Source organism: Shewanella sp. SP1S2-4 (assembly GCF_031932075.1).
Taxonomy (GTDB): domain Bacteria; phylum Pseudomonadota; class Gammaproteobacteria; order Enterobacterales; family Shewanellaceae; genus Shewanella; species Shewanella baltica.
The window spans coordinates 83,420-105,075 of the sequence record NZ_JAUOET010000015.1; the positions used below are offsets into that span (position 1 = coordinate 83,420).

The 21,656-nt window shown below is 46.4% G+C and carries 18 protein-coding genes; 10 read left to right on the plus strand and 8 right to left on the minus strand.

Annotated elements, in window-relative coordinates; genetic code table 11:
* The first annotated feature begins 26 nt into the window (after nt 1-26).
* Nucleotides 27-245, plus strand: a complete 219-nt coding sequence (gene infA, locus Q4Q52_RS14430; RefSeq protein ID WP_006081934.1) for a translation initiation factor IF-1 — start codon at nt 27-29, stop codon at nt 243-245.
* A gap of 116 nt (nt 246-361) precedes the next feature.
* On the opposite strand, the gene clpA is transcribed toward infA, so the two are convergent.
* Nucleotides 362-2,629: an ATP-dependent Clp protease ATP-binding subunit ClpA gene (gene clpA / locus Q4Q52_RS14435; protein ID WP_006081935.1), complete on the minus strand. Its 2,268-nt coding sequence runs from the start codon at nt 2,627-2,629 to the stop codon at nt 362-364.
* A 43-nt stretch (nt 2,630-2,672) separates the two neighbouring features.
* On the minus strand, nt 2,673-2,981 hold the full coding sequence (gene clpS, locus Q4Q52_RS14440) for an ATP-dependent Clp protease adapter ClpS (RefSeq protein ID WP_006081936.1): 309 nt from the start codon (nt 2,979-2,981) through the stop codon (nt 2,673-2,675).
* Between the two features lie 194 nt (nt 2,982-3,175).
* Here clpS and cspD point away from each other — a divergent pair, with 194 nt between their 5' ends.
* Entirely contained in the window at nt 3,176-3,382 is a 207-nt protein-coding gene (gene cspD / locus Q4Q52_RS14445; RefSeq protein WP_006081937.1) for a cold shock domain-containing protein CspD, read from the plus strand.
* Between the two features lie 321 nt (nt 3,383-3,703).
* Here the strand turns inward: cspD and Q4Q52_RS14450 are convergent, their stop codons facing one another.
* Complete coding sequence (locus tag Q4Q52_RS14450; protein WP_311990927.1) at nt 3,704-5,929, minus strand: NADP-dependent isocitrate dehydrogenase; 2,226 nt, start codon at nt 5,927-5,929, stop codon at nt 3,704-3,706.
* Nucleotides 5,930-6,272: 343 nt separating this feature from the next.
* On the opposite strand from Q4Q52_RS14450, the gene rluE reads away from it, so the two are divergent.
* The 6 genes from rluE (at nt 6,273) to Q4Q52_RS14480 (ending at nt 12,328) form a co-directional block, all read left to right on the plus strand.
* Nucleotides 6,273-7,058: a 23S rRNA pseudouridine(2457) synthase RluE gene (rluE, locus tag Q4Q52_RS14455; protein WP_311990928.1), complete on the plus strand. Its 786-nt coding sequence runs from the start codon at nt 6,273-6,275 to the stop codon at nt 7,056-7,058.
* Nucleotides 7,059-7,125: 67 nt separating this feature from the next.
* Nucleotides 7,126-7,620, plus strand: a complete 495-nt coding sequence (locus tag Q4Q52_RS14460; protein WP_311990929.1) for an NUDIX hydrolase — start codon at nt 7,126-7,128, stop codon at nt 7,618-7,620.
* A gap of 294 nt (nt 7,621-7,914) precedes the next feature.
* Nucleotides 7,915-9,033: a tRNA 2-thiouridine(34) synthase MnmA gene (gene mnmA / locus Q4Q52_RS14465; protein ID WP_259503955.1), complete on the plus strand. Its 1,119-nt coding sequence runs from the start codon at nt 7,915-7,917 to the stop codon at nt 9,031-9,033.
* Between the two features lie 3 nt (nt 9,034-9,036).
* Nucleotides 9,037-9,654, plus strand: coding sequence for a high frequency lysogenization protein HflD (gene hflD / locus Q4Q52_RS14470; RefSeq protein WP_259503954.1), 618 nt, complete (start codon nt 9,037-9,039; stop codon nt 9,652-9,654).
* A gap of 29 nt (nt 9,655-9,683) precedes the next feature.
* Nucleotides 9,684-11,054: an adenylosuccinate lyase gene (gene purB, locus Q4Q52_RS14475; protein WP_071939365.1), complete on the plus strand. Its 1,371-nt coding sequence runs from the start codon at nt 9,684-9,686 to the stop codon at nt 11,052-11,054.
* A gap of 134 nt (nt 11,055-11,188) precedes the next feature.
* On the plus strand, nt 11,189-12,328 hold the full coding sequence (locus Q4Q52_RS14480; RefSeq protein WP_259573831.1) for a cupin domain-containing protein: 1,140 nt from the start codon (nt 11,189-11,191) through the stop codon (nt 12,326-12,328).
* A gap of 151 nt (nt 12,329-12,479) precedes the next feature.
* Here Q4Q52_RS14480 and Q4Q52_RS14485 read toward each other — a convergent pair whose 3' ends face one another.
* Nucleotides 12,480-12,929, minus strand: coding sequence for a DUF4826 family protein (locus tag Q4Q52_RS14485; protein ID WP_106650731.1), 450 nt, complete (start codon nt 12,927-12,929; stop codon nt 12,480-12,482).
* 280 nt (nt 12,930-13,209) lie between these two features.
* Here Q4Q52_RS14485 and Q4Q52_RS14490 point away from each other — a divergent pair, with 280 nt between their 5' ends.
* The gene (locus tag Q4Q52_RS14490; protein WP_012197261.1) at nt 13,210-14,244 is read left to right on the plus strand and encodes a Glu/Leu/Phe/Val dehydrogenase dimerization domain-containing protein; all 1,035 of its coding nucleotides are present in this window, start codon (nt 13,210-13,212) and stop codon (nt 14,242-14,244) included.
* Between the two features lie 192 nt (nt 14,245-14,436).
* Nucleotides 14,437-14,781, plus strand: coding sequence for a hypothetical protein (locus Q4Q52_RS14495; protein WP_006081947.1), 345 nt, complete (start codon nt 14,437-14,439; stop codon nt 14,779-14,781).
* A 138-nt stretch (nt 14,782-14,919) separates the two neighbouring features.
* Here Q4Q52_RS14495 and Q4Q52_RS14500 read toward each other — a convergent pair whose 3' ends face one another.
* The 4 genes from Q4Q52_RS14500 to ppsA form a co-directional block, all read right to left on the minus strand.
* On the minus strand, nt 14,920-15,336 hold the full coding sequence (locus Q4Q52_RS14500) for a MarR family winged helix-turn-helix transcriptional regulator (RefSeq protein ID WP_006081948.1): 417 nt from the start codon (nt 15,334-15,336) through the stop codon (nt 14,920-14,922).
* Nucleotides 15,337-15,481: 145 nt separating this feature from the next.
* A complete protein-coding gene (locus Q4Q52_RS14505; protein ID WP_311990930.1) occupies nt 15,482-15,955 on the minus strand; it encodes a DUF1285 domain-containing protein in 474 nt (157 codons plus the stop codon).
* A gap of 117 nt (nt 15,956-16,072) precedes the next feature.
* The gene (locus tag Q4Q52_RS14510) at nt 16,073-19,114 is read right to left on the minus strand and encodes an FAD-binding and (Fe-S)-binding domain-containing protein (protein ID WP_311990931.1); all 3,042 of its coding nucleotides are present in this window, start codon (nt 19,112-19,114) and stop codon (nt 16,073-16,075) included.
* A gap of 98 nt (nt 19,115-19,212) precedes the next feature.
* Nucleotides 19,213-21,582 (minus strand): phosphoenolpyruvate synthase, encoded by a 2,370-nt coding sequence (gene ppsA / locus Q4Q52_RS14515; protein ID WP_311990932.1) that lies wholly within the window; start codon nt 21,580-21,582, stop codon nt 19,213-19,215.
* Nucleotides 21,583-21,656: the final 74 nt, after the last annotated feature.

Genomic DNA, 21,656 nt, shown 5'->3' on the forward strand with positions numbered 1-21,656 from the left:
TCGAAGGCTAATGGGATAATTAATTAATGGCGAAAGAAGACAACATTGAAATGCAAGGCACTATCCTTGAAACCTTGCCAAACACAATGTTTCGTGTAGAGCTTGAAAATGGTCATGTGGTGATAGCCCACATTTCAGGCAAAATGCGCAAAAACTACATCCGGATCCTTACTGGCGATAAAGTTACCGTCCAGCTGACTCCTTATGATCTGACCAAAGGTCGCATTGTCTTCCGCGCACGCTGATATAGCCTCTTAGATTTAAAAACCCGGCAAGGCCGGGTTTTTTTGTTTGCGAAAGATGAAAAAAATGGCTGCAATTGCAGCCATTTTTATGTCTAAAACTAATGGATAATCAAGCGTTAAGCTTTTGTTGTCGCTTTTTCGTGACGTTCGGTACGAATGACAAGCTCGCCCTCCTTCACATCCACATGCGCCACACCGCCTGACTCTAAGACACCAAATAAGATCTCGTCTGCCAATGGACGTTTGATCAATTCGGTCACGACCCGAGCCATTGGACGCGCGCCCATGTTCTTGTCGTAGCCTTTCTCGGCCAACAAGGTTCTGGCTTCGTCGCTGACTTCCAAAGTAACGTGTTTTGCATCCAATTGAGCCTGCAATTCCACCAAGAATTTATCGACCACTTTGGCGATAATCGTCATATCCAAATGGTTGAACCAAATGATGGAATCGAGACGATTTCGAAATTCTGGTGAAAATACCCGATTAATTTCAGATAACGCATCTTGGGTGTGATCTTGTTGGGTAAAGCCAATCGACTTACGAATAGTCTCCTGAACACCCGCGTTGGTCGTCATCACCAAAGTCACGTGTCTGAAGTCCGCCTTACGACCATTATTATCGGTCAAAGTACCGTGATCCATCACCTGCAACAGCAAGTTATACACATCGCGGTGGGCCTTCTCTATTTCATCCAATAGCACCACACAGTGTGGGTTTTTAATCACAGCATCGGTGAGCAAGCCACCTTGGTCATAACCCACATATCCAGGAGGCGCACCAATCAAGCGAGAAACTGTGTGGCTTTCCATGTACTCTGACATGTCAAAGCGCACCAGTTTCATCCCTAAACAGTTGGCCAGTTGGTTAGTGACTTCGGTTTTACCCACACCGGTGGGACCCGCGAATAAGAAGCTACCCACAGGTTTCCTGTCTGTGCCTAAGCCACTGCGCGATAAGCGAATGGCCGAACTCAGACTCTCAATGGCCTTGTCTTGGCCAAAGACCACCATCTTAAGGTTACGCTCAAGATTACGCAGTAAGTCCTTATCAGTGGCGGATACCGACTTCTCAGGGATACGCGCCATTTTCGCCACTATCGACTCAATCTCGGCTTGGCCTATAGTCTTTTTACGTTTGCTCATAGGCAACATCACCATACGCGCCCCCGCTTCATCGATCACATCGATGGCTTTATCGGGTAAATGTCTGTCATTGATGTGCTTGGCCGACAATACCGCAGCGCTGCTGATCGCAGCCTGTGTATAACGAACTCCATGATATTCTTCGTATTTAGACTTAAGCCCCATCAAAATTTTAGTGGTTTCTTCCACTGAAGGCTCATTGATATCCACCTTTTGGAAACGACGTGCAAGTGCGCGGTCTTTCTCAAAAATACTTTGATATTCTTGGAAAGTTGTCGAGCCCATGCAGCGCAAGTTACCGCTAGATAGCAAAGGTTTCAGCAGATTAGAGGCATCCATTACGCCGCCAGAGGCCGCGCCCGCACCGATGATGGTGTGGATCTCATCGATGAATAGGATGGCATGCTTATCAGCCGCCAGTTCTTTTAACAGGTTCTTAAAGCGCTTTTCAAAGTCGCCGCGATACTTAGTTCCCGCCAGCAGTGAACCTAAATCCAAAGAATACACTGTGGCTTCAAGCATCACATCGGGCACTTGTTTATTGACGATGCGATACGCCAACCCTTCGGCAATCGCCGTTTTACCTACACCCGCCTCACCCACTAACAGTGGATTATTTTTACGGCGACGGCACAGGGTTTGAATCGCGCGCTCGATTTCTTGGTCGCGACCAATCAGTGGGTCGATGATCCCTTGCTTAGCAAGTTGATTTAAGTTGGACGCAAATTGCGACAACATGCTGCGCTCTTCGCTGCTTTCGCCCTGATCTTCAACCCGTTCTTGATCTTGATGTGACTCAGCATCATCATTTTTGGCGAAACCATGGGAAATAAAATTCACAACGTCTAGGCGACTAATATCGCAGCGGCGCAGTAAATACACGGCTTGGGATTCTTGCTCACTGAAAATGGCGACTAACACGTTAGCGCCGTTCACTTCATTGCGACCCGATGACTGCACATGGAATACTGCACGTTGCAGCACTCGTTGGAACCCCAGCGTCGGCTGAGTTTCTTTGTCATCATCAATATCGGCAATGATTGGGGTTGTTTGTTGGATAAAGCTTGCCACTTCATCTCTGAGTTTATCTAGATTCGCTCCACAGGCGATTAACGCTTCTTGAGCCGCAGGATTGTCGATCAGAGCTAATAACAGATGTTCCACTGTCATATACTCGTGACGCGCGTCTCTGGCTTGCTGAAACGCCAGATTTAAGGTGACTTCCAGGTCTTTGTTCAGCATAAGCACCCCCAAAATTAACAACAGACTACAGAGTAAAGCGGTTTTATGCTTTCTCTAACGAACACAGTAACGGATGTTGGTTTTGTCTTGCAAATTGATTTACTTGTATCACCTTGGTTTCTGCAATTCCAAACGGGAAAATACCGCAAATACCTTTTCCTTGGTGATGGATAGTCAACATGATATCGGTCGCTTCCTGCTCGTTCTTGCGAAAGAAAACCTGCAAAACTTCAATCACAAAATCCATTGGGGTGTAATCATCATTATTGAGTACCACCTTGTACATCGAAGGCGGCATTAACTCTGATTCGACACGTTCTTCAACGTGTTCAATATTTCCTATCTTTGCCATTTTTTAATACTAGCCTCTCGTGTTGGCCTCTTCCAATTGATCCGTTCAAATTAATCAGTTGTTACCCCTTTGTTAATTTTAGCTTGACTTCCGCTTTTACTCCTTACATTCTGTTGTGCAGACGGTGAACGAATACCCGTCTATACAGGTTTTACTATCTTACTGGTAAGTAGACAACAGAAGGAAGTGGAAGTATGGCAAGCGGAACTGTTAAATGGTTCAACAACGCCAAAGGATTCGGGTTTATTTGCCCTGATCAAGGTGGTGAGGACGTTTTTGCACACTATTCTACCATTGAAATGGAAGGCTATCGAACTCTAAAAGCAGGCCAACCCGTTCAATTTGAAGTAGAAGCCGGTCCAAAAGGGATGCACGCTTCAGCCATTTCACCAACAAAATAACGTTTGGTGAGGCCAATGATCTAAAAGGCAGGGACTTGTCCCTGCCTTTTTATTGCTGCGTGTTTTATTAATCCTCACCACTTAATGCTCCATCGCTTGTCAGCATTACGCATGAATTTAATTCAAGATCAATCGCCACACCTCGCCCATTGCATCCCCACAAAAAGATTTCATCACCAGTCTCGACAGCAAATTTAGGGCATAAAAAAGGGATCTGCTATGCAGATCCCTCTTTAAAATCAGTCTAATGACTTACAACCTTACATCAACTTTGATAGCCCACACTGACGCGCATGCCATCCAAAAGTTAAACGAACGAGATTAAGCAATCAACAGCTTGTTCAACGTCTCGCTTGGACGCATAGCTTTTTCAGCCTTAGCCGCATCTAAACGGTAGTAACCACCTAAATCGACTGGTGCACCTTGTGCATTGTTTAACTCAGCGACGATGACTTGCTCATTCGTCGCCAGTGCATGCGCTAACGGAATAAAGTGAGCTTGTAGTTGCTCATCTTTCGTTTGCGCCGCTAAGGCTTGTGCCCAGTACATGGCTAAGTAGAAATGGCTGCCACGGTTATCCAGTTCACCAACTCTTCTTGATGGCGATTTGTTGCTATCTAAGAATTGGCCAATGGCTTGATCTAAGGTATCAGCTAACACTTGGGCTTTTGGATTACCGACAGTTTGGCTTAAATGCTCAAGAGACGCCGCCAGAGCCAAGAATTCACCGAGTGAATCCCAACGTAAGTGACCTTCTTTCTCAAGCTGTTGCACGTGCTTAGGCGCACTACCGCCCGCACCTGTTTCAAATAGACCGCCGCCGTTCATTAATGGAACGATTGACAGCATTTTGGCACTGGTGCCTAGCTCTAGGATGGGGAACAAGTCAGTCAGGTAGTCACGTAAAACGTTACCCGTAACTGAAATCGTATCCTTACCTTCTTTGATGCGAGCCAAAGACAAACGCGTCGCGTCTTCTGGAGACATGATGCTGATATCTAAGCCATCAGTGTCATGTTCTGGCAGATACTGCTGCACTTTTGCAATGATTTGCGCATCGTGGGCACGTTTGCTATCTAACCAGAATACCGCAGGAGTATTGCTTAAACGGGCACGGCGCACGGCCAGTTTTACCCAATCACGGATAGGTGCGTCTTTAACTTGGCACATTCTCCAGATATCGCCCGCTTCCACATTGTGGCTCATCAATACCTTACCGCTGGCATCGACAACGTTGACCACACCGTCAGCTGGCATTTCAAAGGTCTTATCGTGGCTGCCGTACTCTTCCGCTTTTTGCGCCATCAAGCCCACGTTTGGCACGCTGCCCATGGTTTTAGGATCAAAAGCGCCGTGCTCTTTACAGAAGGCAATCGTTTCTTGGTAGATACCGGCATAGCAACGATCTGGGATCATAGCTTTAGTGTCATGCAGTTGACCATCTGGTCCCCACATTTGGCCAGATGAACGAATCGCAGCAGGCATAGACGCATCGATAATGATGTCGCTTGGCACGTGTAAGTTGGTGATACCTTTGTCAGAATCAACCATAGCCAATGCGGGACGTGCAGCGTAAACTGCGGCGATATCGGCTTCGACTTCGGCGCGGCTATCGGCAGGTAATGTCGCGATCTTGGCATAAACATCACCAAAACCGTTGTTAACATCTACACCTAATTCAGCGAAAAGCGCCGCATGCTTGTCAAATACTGGCTTGAAGAATACCTTCACAGCGTGACCAAACATAATAGGATCAGACACTTTCATCATAGTGGCTTTCAGATGCAGCGATAACAGCACATCATCTGCTTTGGCGTTTTCGATTTCACGCTCATAGAAGCTCACTAAGGCTTTTTTACTCAATACCGCAGCATCGATAATTTCGCCAGCCAGCAGCTTAAGACCGGACTTGAGCACCACTTCTTGGCCATCTTTTTGCGTCAGCACGATATTCACGCTGCCCGCATCAGATAAAGTCACTGACTGCTCGCTGCCGTAAAAATCGCCGTCGGTCATGTGAGCAACGTGAGACTTAGAATCTGTAGCCCATTTACCCATTGAATGCGGATTTTTCTTGGCGAAGTTTTTCACCGATAATGGGGCACGGCGATCTGAGTTACCTTCACGTAGTACTGGGTTTACCGCACTGCCTTTAATCTTGTCGTAACGTGTTTTAATTGACTTTTCAGCGTCGGTTTTTGGCTCATCCGGATAGTGAGGGATGTCGTAACCTTTTTGCTGCAGTTCAAGGATACAGGCTTTTAATTGTGGAATCGAAGCACTGATATTCGGTAACTTGATGATGTTCGCTTCTGGCTGATTCGCTAACTCGCCAAGCTCAGTCAGATGATCGCCAATCTTTTGTGCTTCGGTCAGTTGCTCAGGGAAACTGGCAATAATACGGCCCGATAACGAGATATCACGGGTTTCAACCGCAATGCCCGCGGCGTCGGTAAACGTTCTGATAATAGGTAAGAGTGAGAGGGTGGCCAGTGCTGGCGCTTCGTCTGTTTCAGTGTAAATAATTGTTGATGAGTTATCTTTCATGTTACATCCTACATTATTGTAAAATTTAATATTTTTTATAATAATTTTATAGCATGGCGAACAAATCTGAGCACAGTGAAAATATCAATCAAGGCAATCGAATCCGCCTTAACCTTTCAAATTATCAATGCCCTTCTGCCTTTGCGCGCAAGCTAAAATTTGTTACAACGACTCATTAAAACCTAATAAACATTTAGGCACAGATCACATTTTCTGGCCGACATCATAGAGCATTCGCAATAATATTCAAATTCCACTAACGGCGAATGCCAAGTACACTATGACCACATTAACGACTCAATCAAGTCAGGTAAGCGTGTCTCAACCTCCTGTTAGCAAAAGTATGAACAAAAACAAATTTTCACCTAAACGTGCCAATTCCAGTACTAGTTCCCCAGCCAAGAGCACGATTAAACCCGCTAAGCCCGCGAGCAGAGGCCCAGTCAACCGCGCTACTGCCGTAGATAGCAAAGTGGCGCCAGCACGTAATGCCAATGGCAGTTTAAAGAAAGAACCCTTTAAAAATCCTAATCGACGCGCAATTGCAGCGGCAAAACCGGTGCAGAGCCAAACGCTCGCACCGATTATCGTGCTGTTTAATAAGCCTTTTGATGTACTTTGCCAGTTTACCGATGAACAAGGTCGCAAAACCCTAAAAGACTATATCCCCATTGCTGACGTGTATGCCGCAGGCCGCTTAGATAGAGACAGTGAGGGCTTGTTGTTGCTGACCAATGACGGTCAATTACAGGCAAGACTGACAGAACCGAAAAAGAAAACCTTTAAAACCTATTGGGTGCAAGTAGAAGGCGTGCCGACGGAAGATGCACTGACGAAACTGCGCCAAGGTGTTGAATTAAATGATGGTATGACGCTACCAGCTAAAGTCAAAATCATGGATTCACCCGATATTTGGCCACGTAATCCGCCGGTGAGAGAACGCAAAAATATCCCAACAACTTGGTTAGAAATCCAAATTCATGAAGGCCGTAACCGCCAAGTCAGACGCATGACAGCGCATATCGGTTTTCCGACCTTAAGATTAATCCGTTATAAAATAGGCCAATGGAGTCTAGATAATTTGCCATCGGGCGAGCATAAATGCATCCGCCTCGGTGATGAAGTCTAACTTTCAGCAAAGTTTCCACGCTCAACGCCACTAAAAAGTGGCACCATGTCCACTCAAAGGAGACACCATGAGTCAACGATATAAACCCAATGTGACCGTCGCTTGTATTATTCATGCGACTTCACAGGACAAATATCTGATGGTAGAAGAGTGGATTGATGGCGAGCAGCGCTTTAATCAGCCAGCGGGTCACTTAGAAGCAAATGAAAGCTTAATCCAAGCCTGTAAGCGCGAAGTATTTGAGGAAACGGGGTTATCACTTAACCCCCAAGGACTCGTCGGCATCTATCAATTTAGCGCCAGTGAAGACTTAGCCTTTGTGCGCTTTACCTTCTTCGTACAGTTAGATGATATGCCCTCACTTGCGCCGCAGGACAAGGCTATCCACAGTGCACACTGGCTGAGTTTTGCACAGATAGAAGCTAAGTCATCTTTACTGCGCAGCCCCTTAGTGCTCGATTGCCTAAAAGACTACCTTAATAACGCACAACAGGGCCAAACTTATCCCCTCTCCTTACTCAATAGTGACCGCCTCACGATAGCCCAAGCGAGTAAGGCGTGATAGAATACCGCCCCGCATAAACGGCTTGTTAAACTTATGCATGTGCTAGTGCCTAGCGGCCTCTACGTGGCAAAATAATAGACTGTACAGTAGGCCGTAAATACGAGTTTTACTGTTAGCTCGCACTACACCCAAATTTTTAAGTTAGCTCTTAAGTTAGCTCTTAAGTTAGCTTGGATTTAACGCTAGCCCATATTTTTTAAGCTAGGTTAGGCACTTTTTGTTACGCGCTCAATGTCGCGGCTTAACGTCAACAACCTAGCCAACACACATACTCAATGGTTTTTAGGATCTATGACATCAATCGAACCCACTCATACAGGAAAAAAAGTCATTGTCGGCATGTCCGGCGGTGTAGATTCATCTGTTTCAGCTTATTTGCTTATGCAGCAAGGCTATCAGGTTGAAGGCCTTTTCATGAAGAACTGGGAAGAAGATGACAACAACGAGTACTGCGCTGCCGCAGAAGATTTAAAAGATGCCCAAGCCGTATGCGACAAGCTCGGGATCAAGCTACACACAGTTAACTTTGCTGCCGAATATTGGGACAATGTATTTGAGTATTTCCTCGCCGAATACAAAGCCGGCCGCACGCCAAATCCCGATATCATGTGCAACAAAGAAATCAAATTTAAGGCATTTTTAGAATTTGCCGACGAAATCCTCGACGCCGATTACATCGCCATGGGCCACTATGTGCGCCGCCGCGATAATAGCGATGGCAGCACACAAATGCTCCGTGGCGTCGATGGCAATAAAGATCAAAGTTATTTCCTCTACACCCTTAGCCACGAGCAAGTGGCTCGAAGTCTATTCCCTGTCGGTGAATTGGAAAAACATGAAGTACGTGAAATCGCAAAAGAAATGGGCCTAATCACCCATGATAAAAAAGACAGCACCGGCATCTGCTTTATCGGTGAGCGCAAGTTCACTGAATTCCTGGGCACTTATTTACCGGCGCAGCCTGGCAATATCGAAACCCCAGAAGGCGAAATCATAGGCACACACCAAGGGCTGATGTACCACACCTTAGGCCAGCGAAAAGGCCTAGGCATTGGCGGTATGAAAAACAGCAATGACGATCCTTGGTATGTCGTCGATAAAGATCTTGAGCGTAATGTATTGATCGTAGGTCAAGGCGGACACCATCCTCGTTTGATGTCGACCGGCATGACAGTTAACCAACTGCATTGGGTGGATAGAACCGGACCTGTCGATGGCTGTCATATCGTTGTGAAAACCCGTTATCGCCAACAAGATGTGCCTTGTACTTTGACCTACACAGATGAACACACCTTACGCGTGGTCTTCGATGAACCTGTTGCGGCGGTGACGCCAGGACAGTCTGCGGTATTTTATGATGGTGAAGTCTGCTTAGGTGGCGGCATCATAGATCAATTGATCCGAGGATAAAGCGTGAACGAGCAATTAGTTAATCGGACCATGGCGTTTGCGGGCATACTGCAAGCCATTGCCCAAGTTCAACATTTAGCCCGCCATGGCGAATTAGATAATGCCGAGCTCGCGGCGAGCTTAAACACCATTCTCGTCACCAAGCCTGACAATACTGCCGATGTCTACCAAGACAAAATTGTATTGCAAAAAGGCTATAAGCTGATTTTGAATCAGCTCGGTGACAGCAGTCAAAAAGATGTTGAAATCACCCGCTATTTAGTTGGCGTGTTGGCGTTAGAGCGAAAATTAGTTCGCTCTAACAGCGGTTTAGGCATGTTGGCCGAGCGCATTAATCAAGTGAATCGCCAGCTACATCATTTTGCGATCACAGATGAGCAAGTGATTGCCAATCTTGCCAGCATTTACAGTGACATCATCAGTAATTTAGGGCCGAAAATCCAAATCTCTGGTAATCCAGTGTGTTTGCAACGCCCTATCATACAACAAAAAATTCGCGCTCTACTGCTTGCAGCCATGCGCAGCGCTGTACTGTGGCGCCAACTAGGCGGTAAGCGTCGACACTTAGTCTTCGCCCGCAAAGCCATAGTCGATACAGCCAAGAAAAGTCTTACCCTATAATAAAATTAGCGTTCATCAAGGAGCTTCACATGGATCTTTCCGCACTAACTGCTATCTCTCCGGTAGACGGTCGTTATGGTAGTAAAACCGCGTCATTGAGAGGGATTTTCAGCGAGTTCGGTCTTACCAAGTACCGTGTTCAGGTTGAAATCAATTGGCTAAAACTGTTAGCCGACTGCCCAGACATTAGCGAAGTGCCAACATTGAGCGCGTCAGCTATCGCTGTGCTCGATGGCATTAAAGACAATTTCAACGAACAAGATGCGCTGCGTGTTAAGGCTATCGAAAGCACCACTAACCATGATGTGAAAGCGGTTGAATACTTTATCAAAGAAAAAATCGCGGGCAATGCCGAGTTAGCCGCTGTAGGTGAGTTTGTTCACTTTGCCTGTACTTCTGAAGATATCAACAACTTAAGCCACGGTTTAATGTTGACTGAAGCCCGTGAGCAAGTATTACTGCCCTACTGCAACGAGTTGCTGACTGCGATTAAAAAGCTGGCGATTGAATATCGCTCTGTGCCATTAATGTCACGTACCCATGGCCAACCGGCTTCACCATCTACGCTAGGCAAAGAGATGGCGAACGTAGCGATGCGTCTTGAGCGTCAAATCAAACAAATCGCCAATGTTGAAATCATGGGCAAACTGAACGGTGCCGTAGGTAACTACAATGCTCACCTGTCAGCCTACCCTGAAGTTAACTGGCATGAACTGTCAGAGCGTTTTGTGACTAGCCTTGGCCTGCACTGGAACGCCTACACGACGCAAATCGAACCACACGATTATATTGCCGAACTGTTTGATGCGGTTGCCCGTTTCAATACTGTACTGATTGACTTTGACCGTGATATTTGGGGTTACATCGCCCTAGGCCATTTCAAGCAACGCACTATCGCCGGTGAAATCGGTTCATCGACTATGCCGCACAAAGTTAACCCAATCGATTTTGAAAACTCTGAAGGTAACTTAGGTATCGCTAACGCCCTGATGCAACATTTAGCGTCTAAGCTGCCGTTATCAAGATGGCAACGTGACTTAACTGACTCGACTGTACTGCGTAACTTAGGCGTAGGTATTGCCCATGCGTTGATCGCGTATCAAGCGACCTTAAAAGGCATCAGCAAGTTAGAAGTTAACGAAGCGCATCTGCGTGATGAACTCGATCACAACTGGGAAGTGTTAGCAGAACCAGTACAAACTGTGATGCGTCGTTATGGCATTGAAAAACCATACGAAAAATTAAAAGAACTGACGCGCGGTAAACGTATCGACGCGCAGCAACTGTCAGTGTTTATTGACGGACTTGAATTACCAGACTCAGTGAAAGCTGAACTGAAGAAAATGACGCCCGCCAATTACATTGGTCGCGCCGAGACATTTGTCGACGAACTGAAGTAAGTTTTTAACTAAACTTAGTTATTAAATAAACTTAGTTATTAACTGAAATTGGCGATGGACAATACTCTTTCATAAACAAAAATGAGGATTAAGGCGACCCACATCATCTCGATATGGTCGCCTTTTTTAACACTATGTATACACTCAATCTCGATATCGCCCAATTTCTTAGTGAATACTGGCAAAAGAAACCCCTGCTGATCAAAAAAGCGTTTCCGCAGTTTGAAGATCCGATCAGTGCCGATGAACTAGCAGGCCTTGCCTGTGAAGAAGAAATCTCTTCGCGTATTGTCGTCACCAAAGATGATAACTGGGAAGTGGTTCAAGGCCCGTTTGAAGATTACGACAGCTATGGCGAAACCCATTGGCAGTTACTAGTGCAAGCGGTCAACCATTGGTATCCTGATTCGCAGCCATTAGTTGAAGCGCTACGCTTTTTACCTGACTGGCGTTTCGATGACTTGATGGCCTCATTTGCGACGCCAAGTGGCGGTGTGGGCCCGCACGTTGATAACTACGATGTGTTTATCATTCAAGGTGAAGGTGAACGTCGCTGGACTGTGGGTGACAATACCCCGCAACAACGCCGTGGTGGCAATCCCAACTCGCCGCTGGTAGAAGACTTCACCCCAATTATCGATGTGGTGTTAGAAAAAGGTGACATGCTTTATATTCCACCAGGTTTCCCACATTGCGGCGAAACCCTAACAGTGGCAATGAGTTACTCAATTGGTTTTCGTGCACCAAGCCAGCAAGAACTGATCAGTGAAGTCGCCGATTATCTGCTCGACAATAACTTAGGTCAGCAGCGTTTCACGTCGCAAACTGAACCGAGTTCAGCGGGTATCGTCAGCCAAGACCATCAAGTGGGCATAATGTCACTCTTGAGTCAGCTGAGCCAAGATCCTAATAGTTATCAAATCGTGTTGGGCAAGTTGCTTAGTCAAAACCGTTTCGAGCTTGATTTGTGTGAAGGCGAAGAAGCTTACAGCATTGAAGATTTGCAAGATGCCTTCGCCCAAGGCGCTGGCGTCAGCCGTATCGGTGGTTTGAAAGTATTGCGCCTTGAAAATGATGCCACGCCGCGATTATTCATCAATGGTGATGTGCACGAATTGCCCCAAACACCTGTGGACGTTATCGCACAGTTGAGCGATAACGTCAGCTTAAACGCCGATGAAGCAACTGAAATATGTCAGCATGAAGAAGTTCAAGCCTTACTATTGAAACTCATCAATCAAGGTTTCTTCTACTTAAGCGACAGCGAAGAATAAGCCCTATCAACTTTGCTAGATGCTCTTGTTCTCAAGAGAGGAAATCTGCATATACGTCAGTATAAATAAGGCACTCAATTGAGTGCCTTATTGTTATTTCAGTTATCGGTATCAATCAACGCAAGATACTGTTGTATCAACTCATTTGAGTTTAAGCATTCCACAGTTTATCGTCATTGTGCATACGATATAAACTCTCGGCGCGCGATACTAGTAACTGTGCAAATTTAGCCTGAGTGGCATCACGGGTTGCACCCGAACGCACTAAGTTTTCCGCCTGCATTTGCCACATCATAGAGAAATGACGTACCGCATCACGGGCCGTTGCTGCCACTTTCACATCGACGAAATCCGAGGGTAAATCGCCCGACATAACCCAATAGGTTTTGTTGCTGGGACGCTTGGATTCCATTTTCCAAATTGCCATGTAAGGCGCAAGATAACGACTTTCATCGGCCAAGACTTTAGTTGGGATCACGCCTTTTTCAGCGAGGAAACGATTCGCTTTTTGAAATTGAGTTCTGACCCACTCTTGACGCAGCTTTTCTATTTCTTCCGCTGATAAATTCTGTTGAGTTTGGTCGACAGCTTGTTCAGTCATACTTCCGTCCTATCTTATTGTTATAACGCGAACCTAATTCTTGGGATCAGTACGCGATTCATTCTATTCGTTACATTAAATTCAGTACAATCCATTTTCAACCGCAAAGCTTACGTTTACGTAAAGTGGAAAGCTAAATTGCCACAAATAATGTATTTATTCGGTCATTATGCATGGTTGAGAGTATCGCTAAATGCTATGGTTCTGCAATAAATATAACAAGCAGTCGATAGAGGCTCATCTCGTCGGCTTTTTCATTGTGTATAGCGGAGAAATTCACGTGGCTGTATTTAATCATGTATCCTTTGACGAACATGAACAGGTCGTATTCTGTCATGATAAAGAAAGTGGCTTAAAGGCCATTGTCGCCATCCATAACACCAACCTTGGCCCTGCCGTGGGTGGTTGCCGGATGTGGAATTACCAATCGGATGATGAAGCCCTGACTGACGTATTACGCCTCTCTCGTGGCATGACTTACAAAAACGCCCTTGCCGGTTTAACCATGGGCGGCGGCAAATCAGTGATCATTGCCGATCCTAAAAGACCAGACCGCGAAGCCCTATTCCGCGCTTTTGGCCGTTTCATCAATAGCCTCGGCGGCCGCTATTATTCCGCTGAAGATGTTGGCACTACTACGGCTGATATCATGATCGCCCATGAAGAAACCCCTTATATGGCGGGTCTTGAAGGCAAGAGTGGCGATCCATCACCGTTCACCGCCCTTGGCACTTATTTAGGCATCAAAGCTGCGGTTAAACATAGACTCGGTTTAGACAGCCTAAAAGGCCTTAAAATCGCCGTTCAAGGCGTAGGTCACGTTGGCTATTACCTGTGCAAACACTTGCATAACGAAGGCGCTGAACTGATTGTTACCGACATTCATCAAGCCTCGTTAGACAAAGTCGCTACCGACTTTGGCGCTATTGTGGTCGCGCCACAAGAAATCTACTCACAAGATGTGGATGTATATGCTCCTTGTGCCCTTGGCGCAACCTTAAACGATGCGACCTTACCGCAGCTGAAAGCCAAAATTGTTGCTGGCTGTGCCAACAACCAATTAGCTGAAGTACGCCACGGCGAACAGCTGAAAGAAATGGGCATACTGTACGCACCAGACTATGTGATCAACGCAGGCGGTATTATCAACGTGTCGTTCGAAAAAGATTATGATGCGGCGAAATCGACCGCTAAAGTAGAAGAAATTTACAACACCCTGCTGAAAATATTCAGCCAAGCTGATGCGCAGAACCGTACAACCGGCGCAGTGGCTGATGAAATGGCCAAAGCCATTATCGAAGCCGCTAAAAAGTAATATCTCTACCTGTGTAACATCCGCAAAAGCGACCTCAGGTCGCTTTTTTGTTATCTAAAATTTAATCTAACGCTAAGCCCATGGTTTAGCCGCGCTTTTAATTTCGACACAGAATATTCATTAAATCACGCTGGAAAACGTCATATTTGTCTGCTTGAATTAGCCTCTCAGGTCCCAGCACAGGATAGCGCTATGATCCGTTTTAAGTATGATCTCAACCAAGATGTAGTTGAACTGCAAGCCAGTAATTGGAGCGGTTTAGAGCGGGTCTTTGTCAACGGCCAGATGGTGTCGCACAAGCTGAATTTTAAGCCTCAGAGCGAACATACTATTCAACTTAAAGACGGCGCACCTTGCAAGTTCGAACTGCTTATCGATCCCCAAACCGATGAGTTGATGTGCCGAATTTATAAGCAGCACACACTCGTCGCCAGCCTAAAACAAGGCAAAGAAAATTTGTTAGCCAGCCGCCGTTATTTGCAACACTCAGTAATAGCCGTCAGCCTACTCTGCGTCTTTGCACTTTACTTGAATTGATTGAGCCAGTTTAATCCCGTGAAGAGACAGATGAGTGATGGGATTAAACTGGAGAAAATGAATTTAGACAACCACATACAGATAGCAGTGAAAACGGCTAAACCGCAGTTTCCCTCTATACCGACTTAATCCGTATCATTAAGCCAAGCGATTGATTTTATTTAATAGTAAGACGAACTGCTGCTGCTCCTCATCACTGAGGTTAGACAGGAACTTTTCGTTGACCCGCTCAGCTTCGCAAATCAGATCTTGCTCTAACGCTTTGGCTTCATCGGTCAAAAAGATTTGAAAGGCACGCCGATTATCGGCTTCTTGATGGCGTGTAATAAGACCTTGTACCTGTAACTGATCGAGTAAACGAGTCATAGTGTAATTTGCCACATCGCAACGCTTAGACAATTCAGTTTGGCTGATGCCCTCCTCTTGCCACAAAGCAAACAGCACAGGCCACAGTTTTATATCGAGTTGATATCGCTTAAGATGCAGATCAAGCTCATTTTGCAGCTCGATATTTAAGTGGGAAACAAGATAGCCTAAGCTTTCATGACGATTCAAACAGCACCTCCTACAACAAAGGTTTTAACGCGTTTTCACTTACCCTGTGCGCCATGATAAGAACCCAGAGTCAGTTTTAATACTACCACTTAACCCGCAATAAACTAGCTAACACCACAGCTAATTATGCGATTAACCTACGAACTCACTGCTCATTTAGATCAGATAAATTGAATTCATTCACAAAATTATAGTAACAAGCACGGCCTAATTTTCCCCATAACCCACGCTCAAGCGGCAAATAAACACTGTCATCGGTGAGCTTCATCTGCTTTATATCCACATTGTGGTGCAGAGTGTCAATACTGGTGCTCACATTGAGCAGAGAATGAGGTTGCGCTCGCTCGAAATCGACAATCAGCAGAGGCGCATCTTCAACCTGCACTCGCACCTTCTCCACTGGGGTAATTAAGAAATATTCATCATCGATGCAATGCAAAATACTGGCGAACAACTTAGCAAACTTTGCTGGCAGCGATGTACCTAAATACGTCCAATCACCCAAGGCGTTAATGTCAAATAGTGGGATGTCACTGCACAACGGCGCTGTTGTCGTTAATGCGCTATCGGCGGCGAATTGTTTGAGTGTGTGTTGAATACTGTCAGTCATCTTTTCCATCTAGGCCTCCATCATCCATAAAAAAACCAGCCTTGCGGCTGGCTTTAGTGTGACATTCAACACTTGGATATGCCAGTGAGGATAATGACAAGCTCGCTAGCTAAGCGATAAACACCACTAGATATTTGCTAACTCAAGCAAGGCCTCAAGTGGATGTTTTGGCTTGTAACCGGCAAAACGTTTCACTTGAGTACGGCAAGAATAGCCCGACACTAACACTTGCGGCTGTTCAATCTTAGCGAGAGTTTGCTGCCAAGACATCTCAAACAAGGCTTTAGAGCGCTCTAGGTTTTCCGCCTCATGGCCGTAGGTTCCCGCCATACCACAACAACCTAAATTGACTGCGGTTAACTTAGCACCAAAATGGGCAAAGATTTTAGTCCATTCATTAGCGGTATTTGGCTTGGCCGTCGATTCAGTGCAATGACTAAACCAGGTATATTGCTTACCTTGCGCAGCTTTGGCAGGTAAATCTTTGATGACATTAAGTAGCCATTCGTTGGCTAGCTTGACCTCAAAATTACCGCGATTAGCGCCTAAGACTTCACGGTATTCGTCGCGATAACACAAGACTAAGGCTGGATCGATGCCGACCATCGGCATGCCCAGTTTATGGACTTGGTTCAAAAAGTCCGCACTCGACTGCGCCGTTTTTGCGAACTTATCTAAAAATCCCTTGATATGCGTTGGCTTACCATTGGGTTTATAGGGCAACAACACAGGTTTTAAGCCGAGTTTTTCAATCAACTGGATAAAGCGCAACACAAGACCTGAGTCATAGAAACTGTTAAAGGGATCTTGCACCACCAGCACAAACTGCGAGCGCGCCTCTTCTGGGATCGCCTGCAGTGCAGCTAAGTCGTAACCACGGCTTGCATGACCATCGAGTCTTTGCTTTAAGGTCGGCACAGATAACGCAGGCGCGTCAACATAACCAATCGCCTTTTTAATCACCCATTGGCTCAATGGATTTTGCGCGGCAAAGTTAGTAAGTCGCGGTGCAGCGGCCATTAATGGCAAGCTATCTTCGATACCTGCAACAAGATAGTCCTTCGCCGGTCTTAAATAGCGTTGATAGTAGATATTAAAGAACTGCGCCCTAAATTTAGGCACATCCACTTTGACCGGACATTGCCCAGAGCAGGCTTTACAGGCCAAGCAGCCCTTGAGCGATTCCATCACTTCGTGGGAATAATCATAATCGCGCTGGGCGTTCAGGGTATTTTGAACGCGCTGCAGTAAACCTAAGGGCTTTGCTTTGGCCAATGAGTTGACATCAACCCCTTCAGCCTCCAGCAGCCTGAGCCACTCTCTCATGAGCCCTGCGCGCCCCTTGGGCGATTGTACTCTGTCACCCGTCACCTTAAACGACGGACACATGGGCGAATAGCTGCTGTAGTTAAAGCACAGGCCGTTGCCATTACAGTTCATCACATCGGGGAATGCATCACGTACTTCGATGGGGATTTGTCGGTCAAACTTACCGCGCTTAGCACTGTCGATATCGTAATAGAGGGCGCCAGTATGTTTAGGTGCCACCAGCTTGCCGGGGTTTAATCGGTTGTCGGGGTCGAACAAGCCTTTGATATCTTGTAGAACGCCGTATAGTTCATCACCAAAGACAGATGGACCGTATTCACCACGCACGCCTTTACCGTGCTCGCCCCACATCAGGCCGCCGTATTTAAGCGTCAGTGCCGCGACTTGATCAGAAATCACCCGCAATAGTTTTTCATCTTCAACATCGCACATATCGAGTGCGGGCCGAACATGCAACACGCCCGCATCCACATGACCGAACATACCGTATTGCAGATTATGACCATCGAGTACTGCGCGAAACTCCATAATATAATCGGCGAGTTTTTCGGGCGGCACCGCAGTATCTTCCGCAAAGGCGATAGGTTTACGACGTCCTTTAGTGGCGCCCAATAAGCCAACGGCTTTTTTGCGCATGCCGTAGATTTTTTCGATGCTTGGCTTGTCTTGCGTCACTTGGTAACCCAATACGCCGCACTCACCTTTGCTGATCTGCTCAGTCAAGACAGCTTCAAGACTCGCAAGCTTTTGCTCAACTTCGACCGTGTCACCGGCAAATTCGACCATATTGAGGCCATCAATAACTTTACCAGGCACTTCTTGGATCAGATCAGATACCGAGTGCCAGACAATATCTTCGCGGGCTAAATTCAGCACTTTTGAATCGACGGTTTCGACCACAGTCGCCCGCGCGGCGACTAAGGATGGCGCATGACGCAATGCCGATTGGAACGAATCGTACTTAATGTTCACCATAGCGCGCTCGGTCGGCAGCGGGGTGAGATTGAGTTTAGCTTCGGTTATTACCGCAAGCGTGCCCTCTGAGCCCGTTAAAATCCGAGATAAATCGAATTGTGTCAGGCTGTCGTTCCACACGTGTTTTAAGTCATAGCCAGTGAGGAAACGGTTAAGTTTAGGAAATTGGTTTTCAATCTGAGTACGCTTTTCGCGGCATACCGCCGCCACAGCAGAAATCAGTTTCTGCCCCAGCGGATTATCACTGACGTTATCTGGGTTACACAGTAGTCCCGCATCTAGGGGGTGTGTATCCAGCACACTGCCATCAATCAACACACTGCGAAGCGCCAGCACGTGATCTGAGGTCTTACCATAAACCAGTGAGCCCGCACCCGAGGCATCGGTATTGATCATGCCACCAATCGTGGCGCGGTTTGAGGTGGATAAATCGGGACTAAAAAAGAATCCATGGGGACGCAATACATCGTTGAGCGCATCTTTAACGACACCAGCTTCGACTCGCACCCAACCTTGCTCAGCATTCACTTCGAGCACGCGGTTCATGTAACGCGACACATCTAAAATCAAACCATGGGTGAGAGATTGTCCGTTGGTGCCCGTACCACCGCCCCGCGCACTGAAGGTCACGCTGCGAAATGCGTCCGTAGCTGCCAGTGTCAATGCAATTTGGATATCCTGCTGATTTTTAGGATATAACACAGCTTGAGGCAAAAATTGATATACAGAGTTGTCCGTTGCTTGCACTAAACGTGCGCTGTAACGTTTGTCTATATCACCGGAATACTCACTTTGCTCCAGTGCATCAAGGTATGCCAAATACACTGGCTCTAATGTTTGTTGATGTGATAGCAGGGGTAGCATAGATAGCTTCTGTCAATTATCGTTATGGCGCCATTATAAACAAAAAAAAGCCGCTAAAAAGCGGCTTTTTTAACAAGTTTATAAAATGACTATCTAGATCAACCGTGAGCTTCGGCTAAATACAACCAAGTATCAATCACAGTGTCTGGATTTAACGATACAGTATTTATGCCCTGCTCGACCAACCAAGCCGCAAAATCGGCGTGATCTGAAGGACCTTGACCACAAATACCTATGTAAGCACCCTTAGTTTTAGCCGCTTTAATGGCTAAAGAAAGTAGCATTTTAACGGCTTCATCACGCTCATCAAATAAGTGGCTGATGATACCTGAGTCACGGTCAAGACCGAGTGTCAGCTGAGTTAAATCGTTTGAACCGATAGAGAAACCATCGAAATGCTCAAGGAATTGGTCAGCTAACAAGGCGTTTGAAGGCACTTCACACATCATGATGACGCGTAAACCGTCTTTGCCGCGCTCTAAACCTTGCTCTTTCAGCAGGCCAATCACTTGCTCAGCTTCTTTCACTGTGCGTACGAATGGGATCATGACTTCAACGTTTTTCAGCCCCATGTCATTACGAACGCGTTTGATCGCTTCACACTCAAGCGCAAAACAGTCACGGAAGGATTCAGAGATATAACGGCTTGCACCGCGGAAGCCCAACATTGGGTTCTCTTCTTCTGGTTCGTATCTGTCACCGCCAACCAAGTTTGCGTATTCGTTAGACTTAAAGTCTGACATACGCACGATCACTTTCTTCGGATAGAAAGCAGAACCGATAGTCGCAATACCTTCAACCAGACGGGCAATGTAGAACTCAACTGGAGATTCATAACCTGCGATCATCTCGTTGATTTCAGTTTGCAGCGCAGCGTCTTGTTGATTGAACTCAAGCAGTGCCTTTGGATGAATACCGATCATACGGTTGATGATGAATTCTAAACGCGCTAGACCCACGCCTTCGTTTGGCAAACGGGCAAAATCAAATGCACGATCAGGGTTACCCACGTTCATCATGATTTTCATTGGCAATGTAGGCAGAGAATCAACACGGTTTGAAATCACTTCAAACTCTTGTTTACCTTCGTAGATAAAGCCAGTGTCACCTTCGGCGCAAGAAACAGTCACGATTTGACCATTCTTGATACGGTCAGTCACGTCACCACAACCTACGACAGCTGGCACACCCAATTCGCGGGCGATAATCGCCGCGTGACAGGTACGACCGCCACGGTTTGTGACGATAGCACTTGCGCGCTTCATGATAGGTTCCCAATCTGGATCTGTCATGTCAGTCACTAATACGTCACCTGGTTGGATTTGATCCATATCGGCGATTGACGTTAATACTTTGGCTACGCCGGTTCCCACTTTATGACCGATAGCGCGACCTTCACAGATCACAGCGCCACGGCTCTTTAAATGATAACGCTCAATCAATTGCACATCTTCACGGCTACGAACCGTTTCTGGACGCGCTTGAACGATATACAGCTTGCCGTCGTTACCGTCTTTCGCCCATTCGATGTCCATTGGACGACCGTAATGTTTTTCGATAACCATAGCTTGCTTAGCTAATTCTTCGACTTCAGCGTCATTGATTGAGAATTGGCGACGCTTGTCAGCACTCACGTCTTCAATTTTCACTTGTTTGCCGTGAGCAGCATCATCTGAATACACCATTTGGATGAGCTTGCTACCGATATTACGGCGCACAACAGCTTTATGACCTAAGGCTAAAATCGGTTTGTGAACATAAAATTCATCAGGGTTTACCGCGCCTTGAACAACCATTTCACCCAGACCAAAAGATGAAGTAATAAACACCACATCGTTATTGCCAGATTCAGTGTCCATAGTGAACATCACACCTGAAGCCGCTTTATCTGAACGAACCATGCGTTGCACGCCAGCAGACAAGGCTACACCGTGGTGCTCATAACCTTGGTGGACACGGTAGGAAATAGCGCGATCGTTAAAGAGTGAAGCGTATACGTGCTTGATCGCCACGAGTACAGATTCAAATCCTTTAACGTTTAAGAAAGTTTCTTGCTGACCCGCAAAAGACGCATCTGGCATATCTTCAGCTGTTGCAGAAGAACGTACCGCGAATGACGCTTCGCTAGTTTCAGCGGCAAGTTTATCGTAAGCTTCACGAATGGCTTGCTCTAATGCTGGTTGAAATGGGGTGTCGATAACCCACTGCCTGATCTGTGCACCTACTTTAGCCAGCGCATTGACATCATCTACATCCAGTGTGGCTAGAATGTCATAAATCTTCTGGTTAACTCCGCTTTGTTCAAGGAACTCGTTGAACGCATGGGAAGTTGTCGCAAATCCGCCAGGTACTTGAACACCGGCATTGGCCAGATTGCTGATCATCTCGCCTAGAGAAGCATTTTTACCGCCAACCAAGTTGACGTCACCCATGCCTAATTCTTGATACCAGAGTACGTATTGCTGCACAGTTCTATCTCCGCAAGTTTATTTCAGTGGCCCCTTCACACGAGGGCAGCGGCATTTTACACTCCTGCCGAACA

What these genes read in the sequence shown, in the direction of transcription:
- infA (WP_006081934.1), top strand. Translation starts at nt 27, where the DNA reads ATGGCGAAAGAAGACAACATTGAAATGCAAGGCACTATCCTTGAAACC.
- clpA (WP_006081935.1), bottom strand. Translation starts at nt 2,629, where the DNA reads ATGCTGAACAAAGACCTGGAAGTCACCTTAAATCTGGCGTTTCAGCAA.
- clpS (WP_006081936.1), bottom strand. Translation starts at nt 2,981, where the DNA reads ATGGCAAAGATAGGAAATATTGAACACGTTGAAGAACGTGTCGAATCA.
- cspD (WP_006081937.1), top strand. Translation starts at nt 3,176, where the DNA reads ATGGCAAGCGGAACTGTTAAATGGTTCAACAACGCCAAAGGATTCGGG.
- Q4Q52_RS14450 (WP_311990927.1), bottom strand. Translation starts at nt 5,929, where the DNA reads ATGAAAGATAACTCATCAACAATTATTTACACTGAAACAGACGAAGCG.
- rluE (WP_311990928.1), top strand. Translation starts at nt 6,273, where the DNA reads ATGAACAAAAACAAATTTTCACCTAAACGTGCCAATTCCAGTACTAGT.
- Q4Q52_RS14460 (WP_311990929.1), top strand. Translation starts at nt 7,126, where the DNA reads ATGAGTCAACGATATAAACCCAATGTGACCGTCGCTTGTATTATTCAT.
- mnmA (WP_259503955.1), top strand. Translation starts at nt 7,915, where the DNA reads ATGACATCAATCGAACCCACTCATACAGGAAAAAAAGTCATTGTCGGC.
- purB (WP_071939365.1), top strand. Translation starts at nt 9,684, where the DNA reads ATGGATCTTTCCGCACTAACTGCTATCTCTCCGGTAGACGGTCGTTAT.
- Q4Q52_RS14480 (WP_259573831.1), top strand. Translation starts at nt 11,189, where the DNA reads ATGTATACACTCAATCTCGATATCGCCCAATTTCTTAGTGAATACTGG.
- Q4Q52_RS14485 (WP_106650731.1), bottom strand. Translation starts at nt 12,929, where the DNA reads ATGACTGAACAAGCTGTCGACCAAACTCAACAGAATTTATCAGCGGAA.
- Q4Q52_RS14495 (WP_006081947.1), top strand. Translation starts at nt 14,437, where the DNA reads ATGATCCGTTTTAAGTATGATCTCAACCAAGATGTAGTTGAACTGCAA.
- Q4Q52_RS14505 (WP_311990930.1), bottom strand. Translation starts at nt 15,955, where the DNA reads ATGGAAAAGATGACTGACAGTATTCAACACACACTCAAACAATTCGCC.
- Q4Q52_RS14510 (WP_311990931.1), bottom strand. Translation starts at nt 19,114, where the DNA reads ATGCTACCCCTGCTATCACATCAACAAACATTAGAGCCAGTGTATTTG.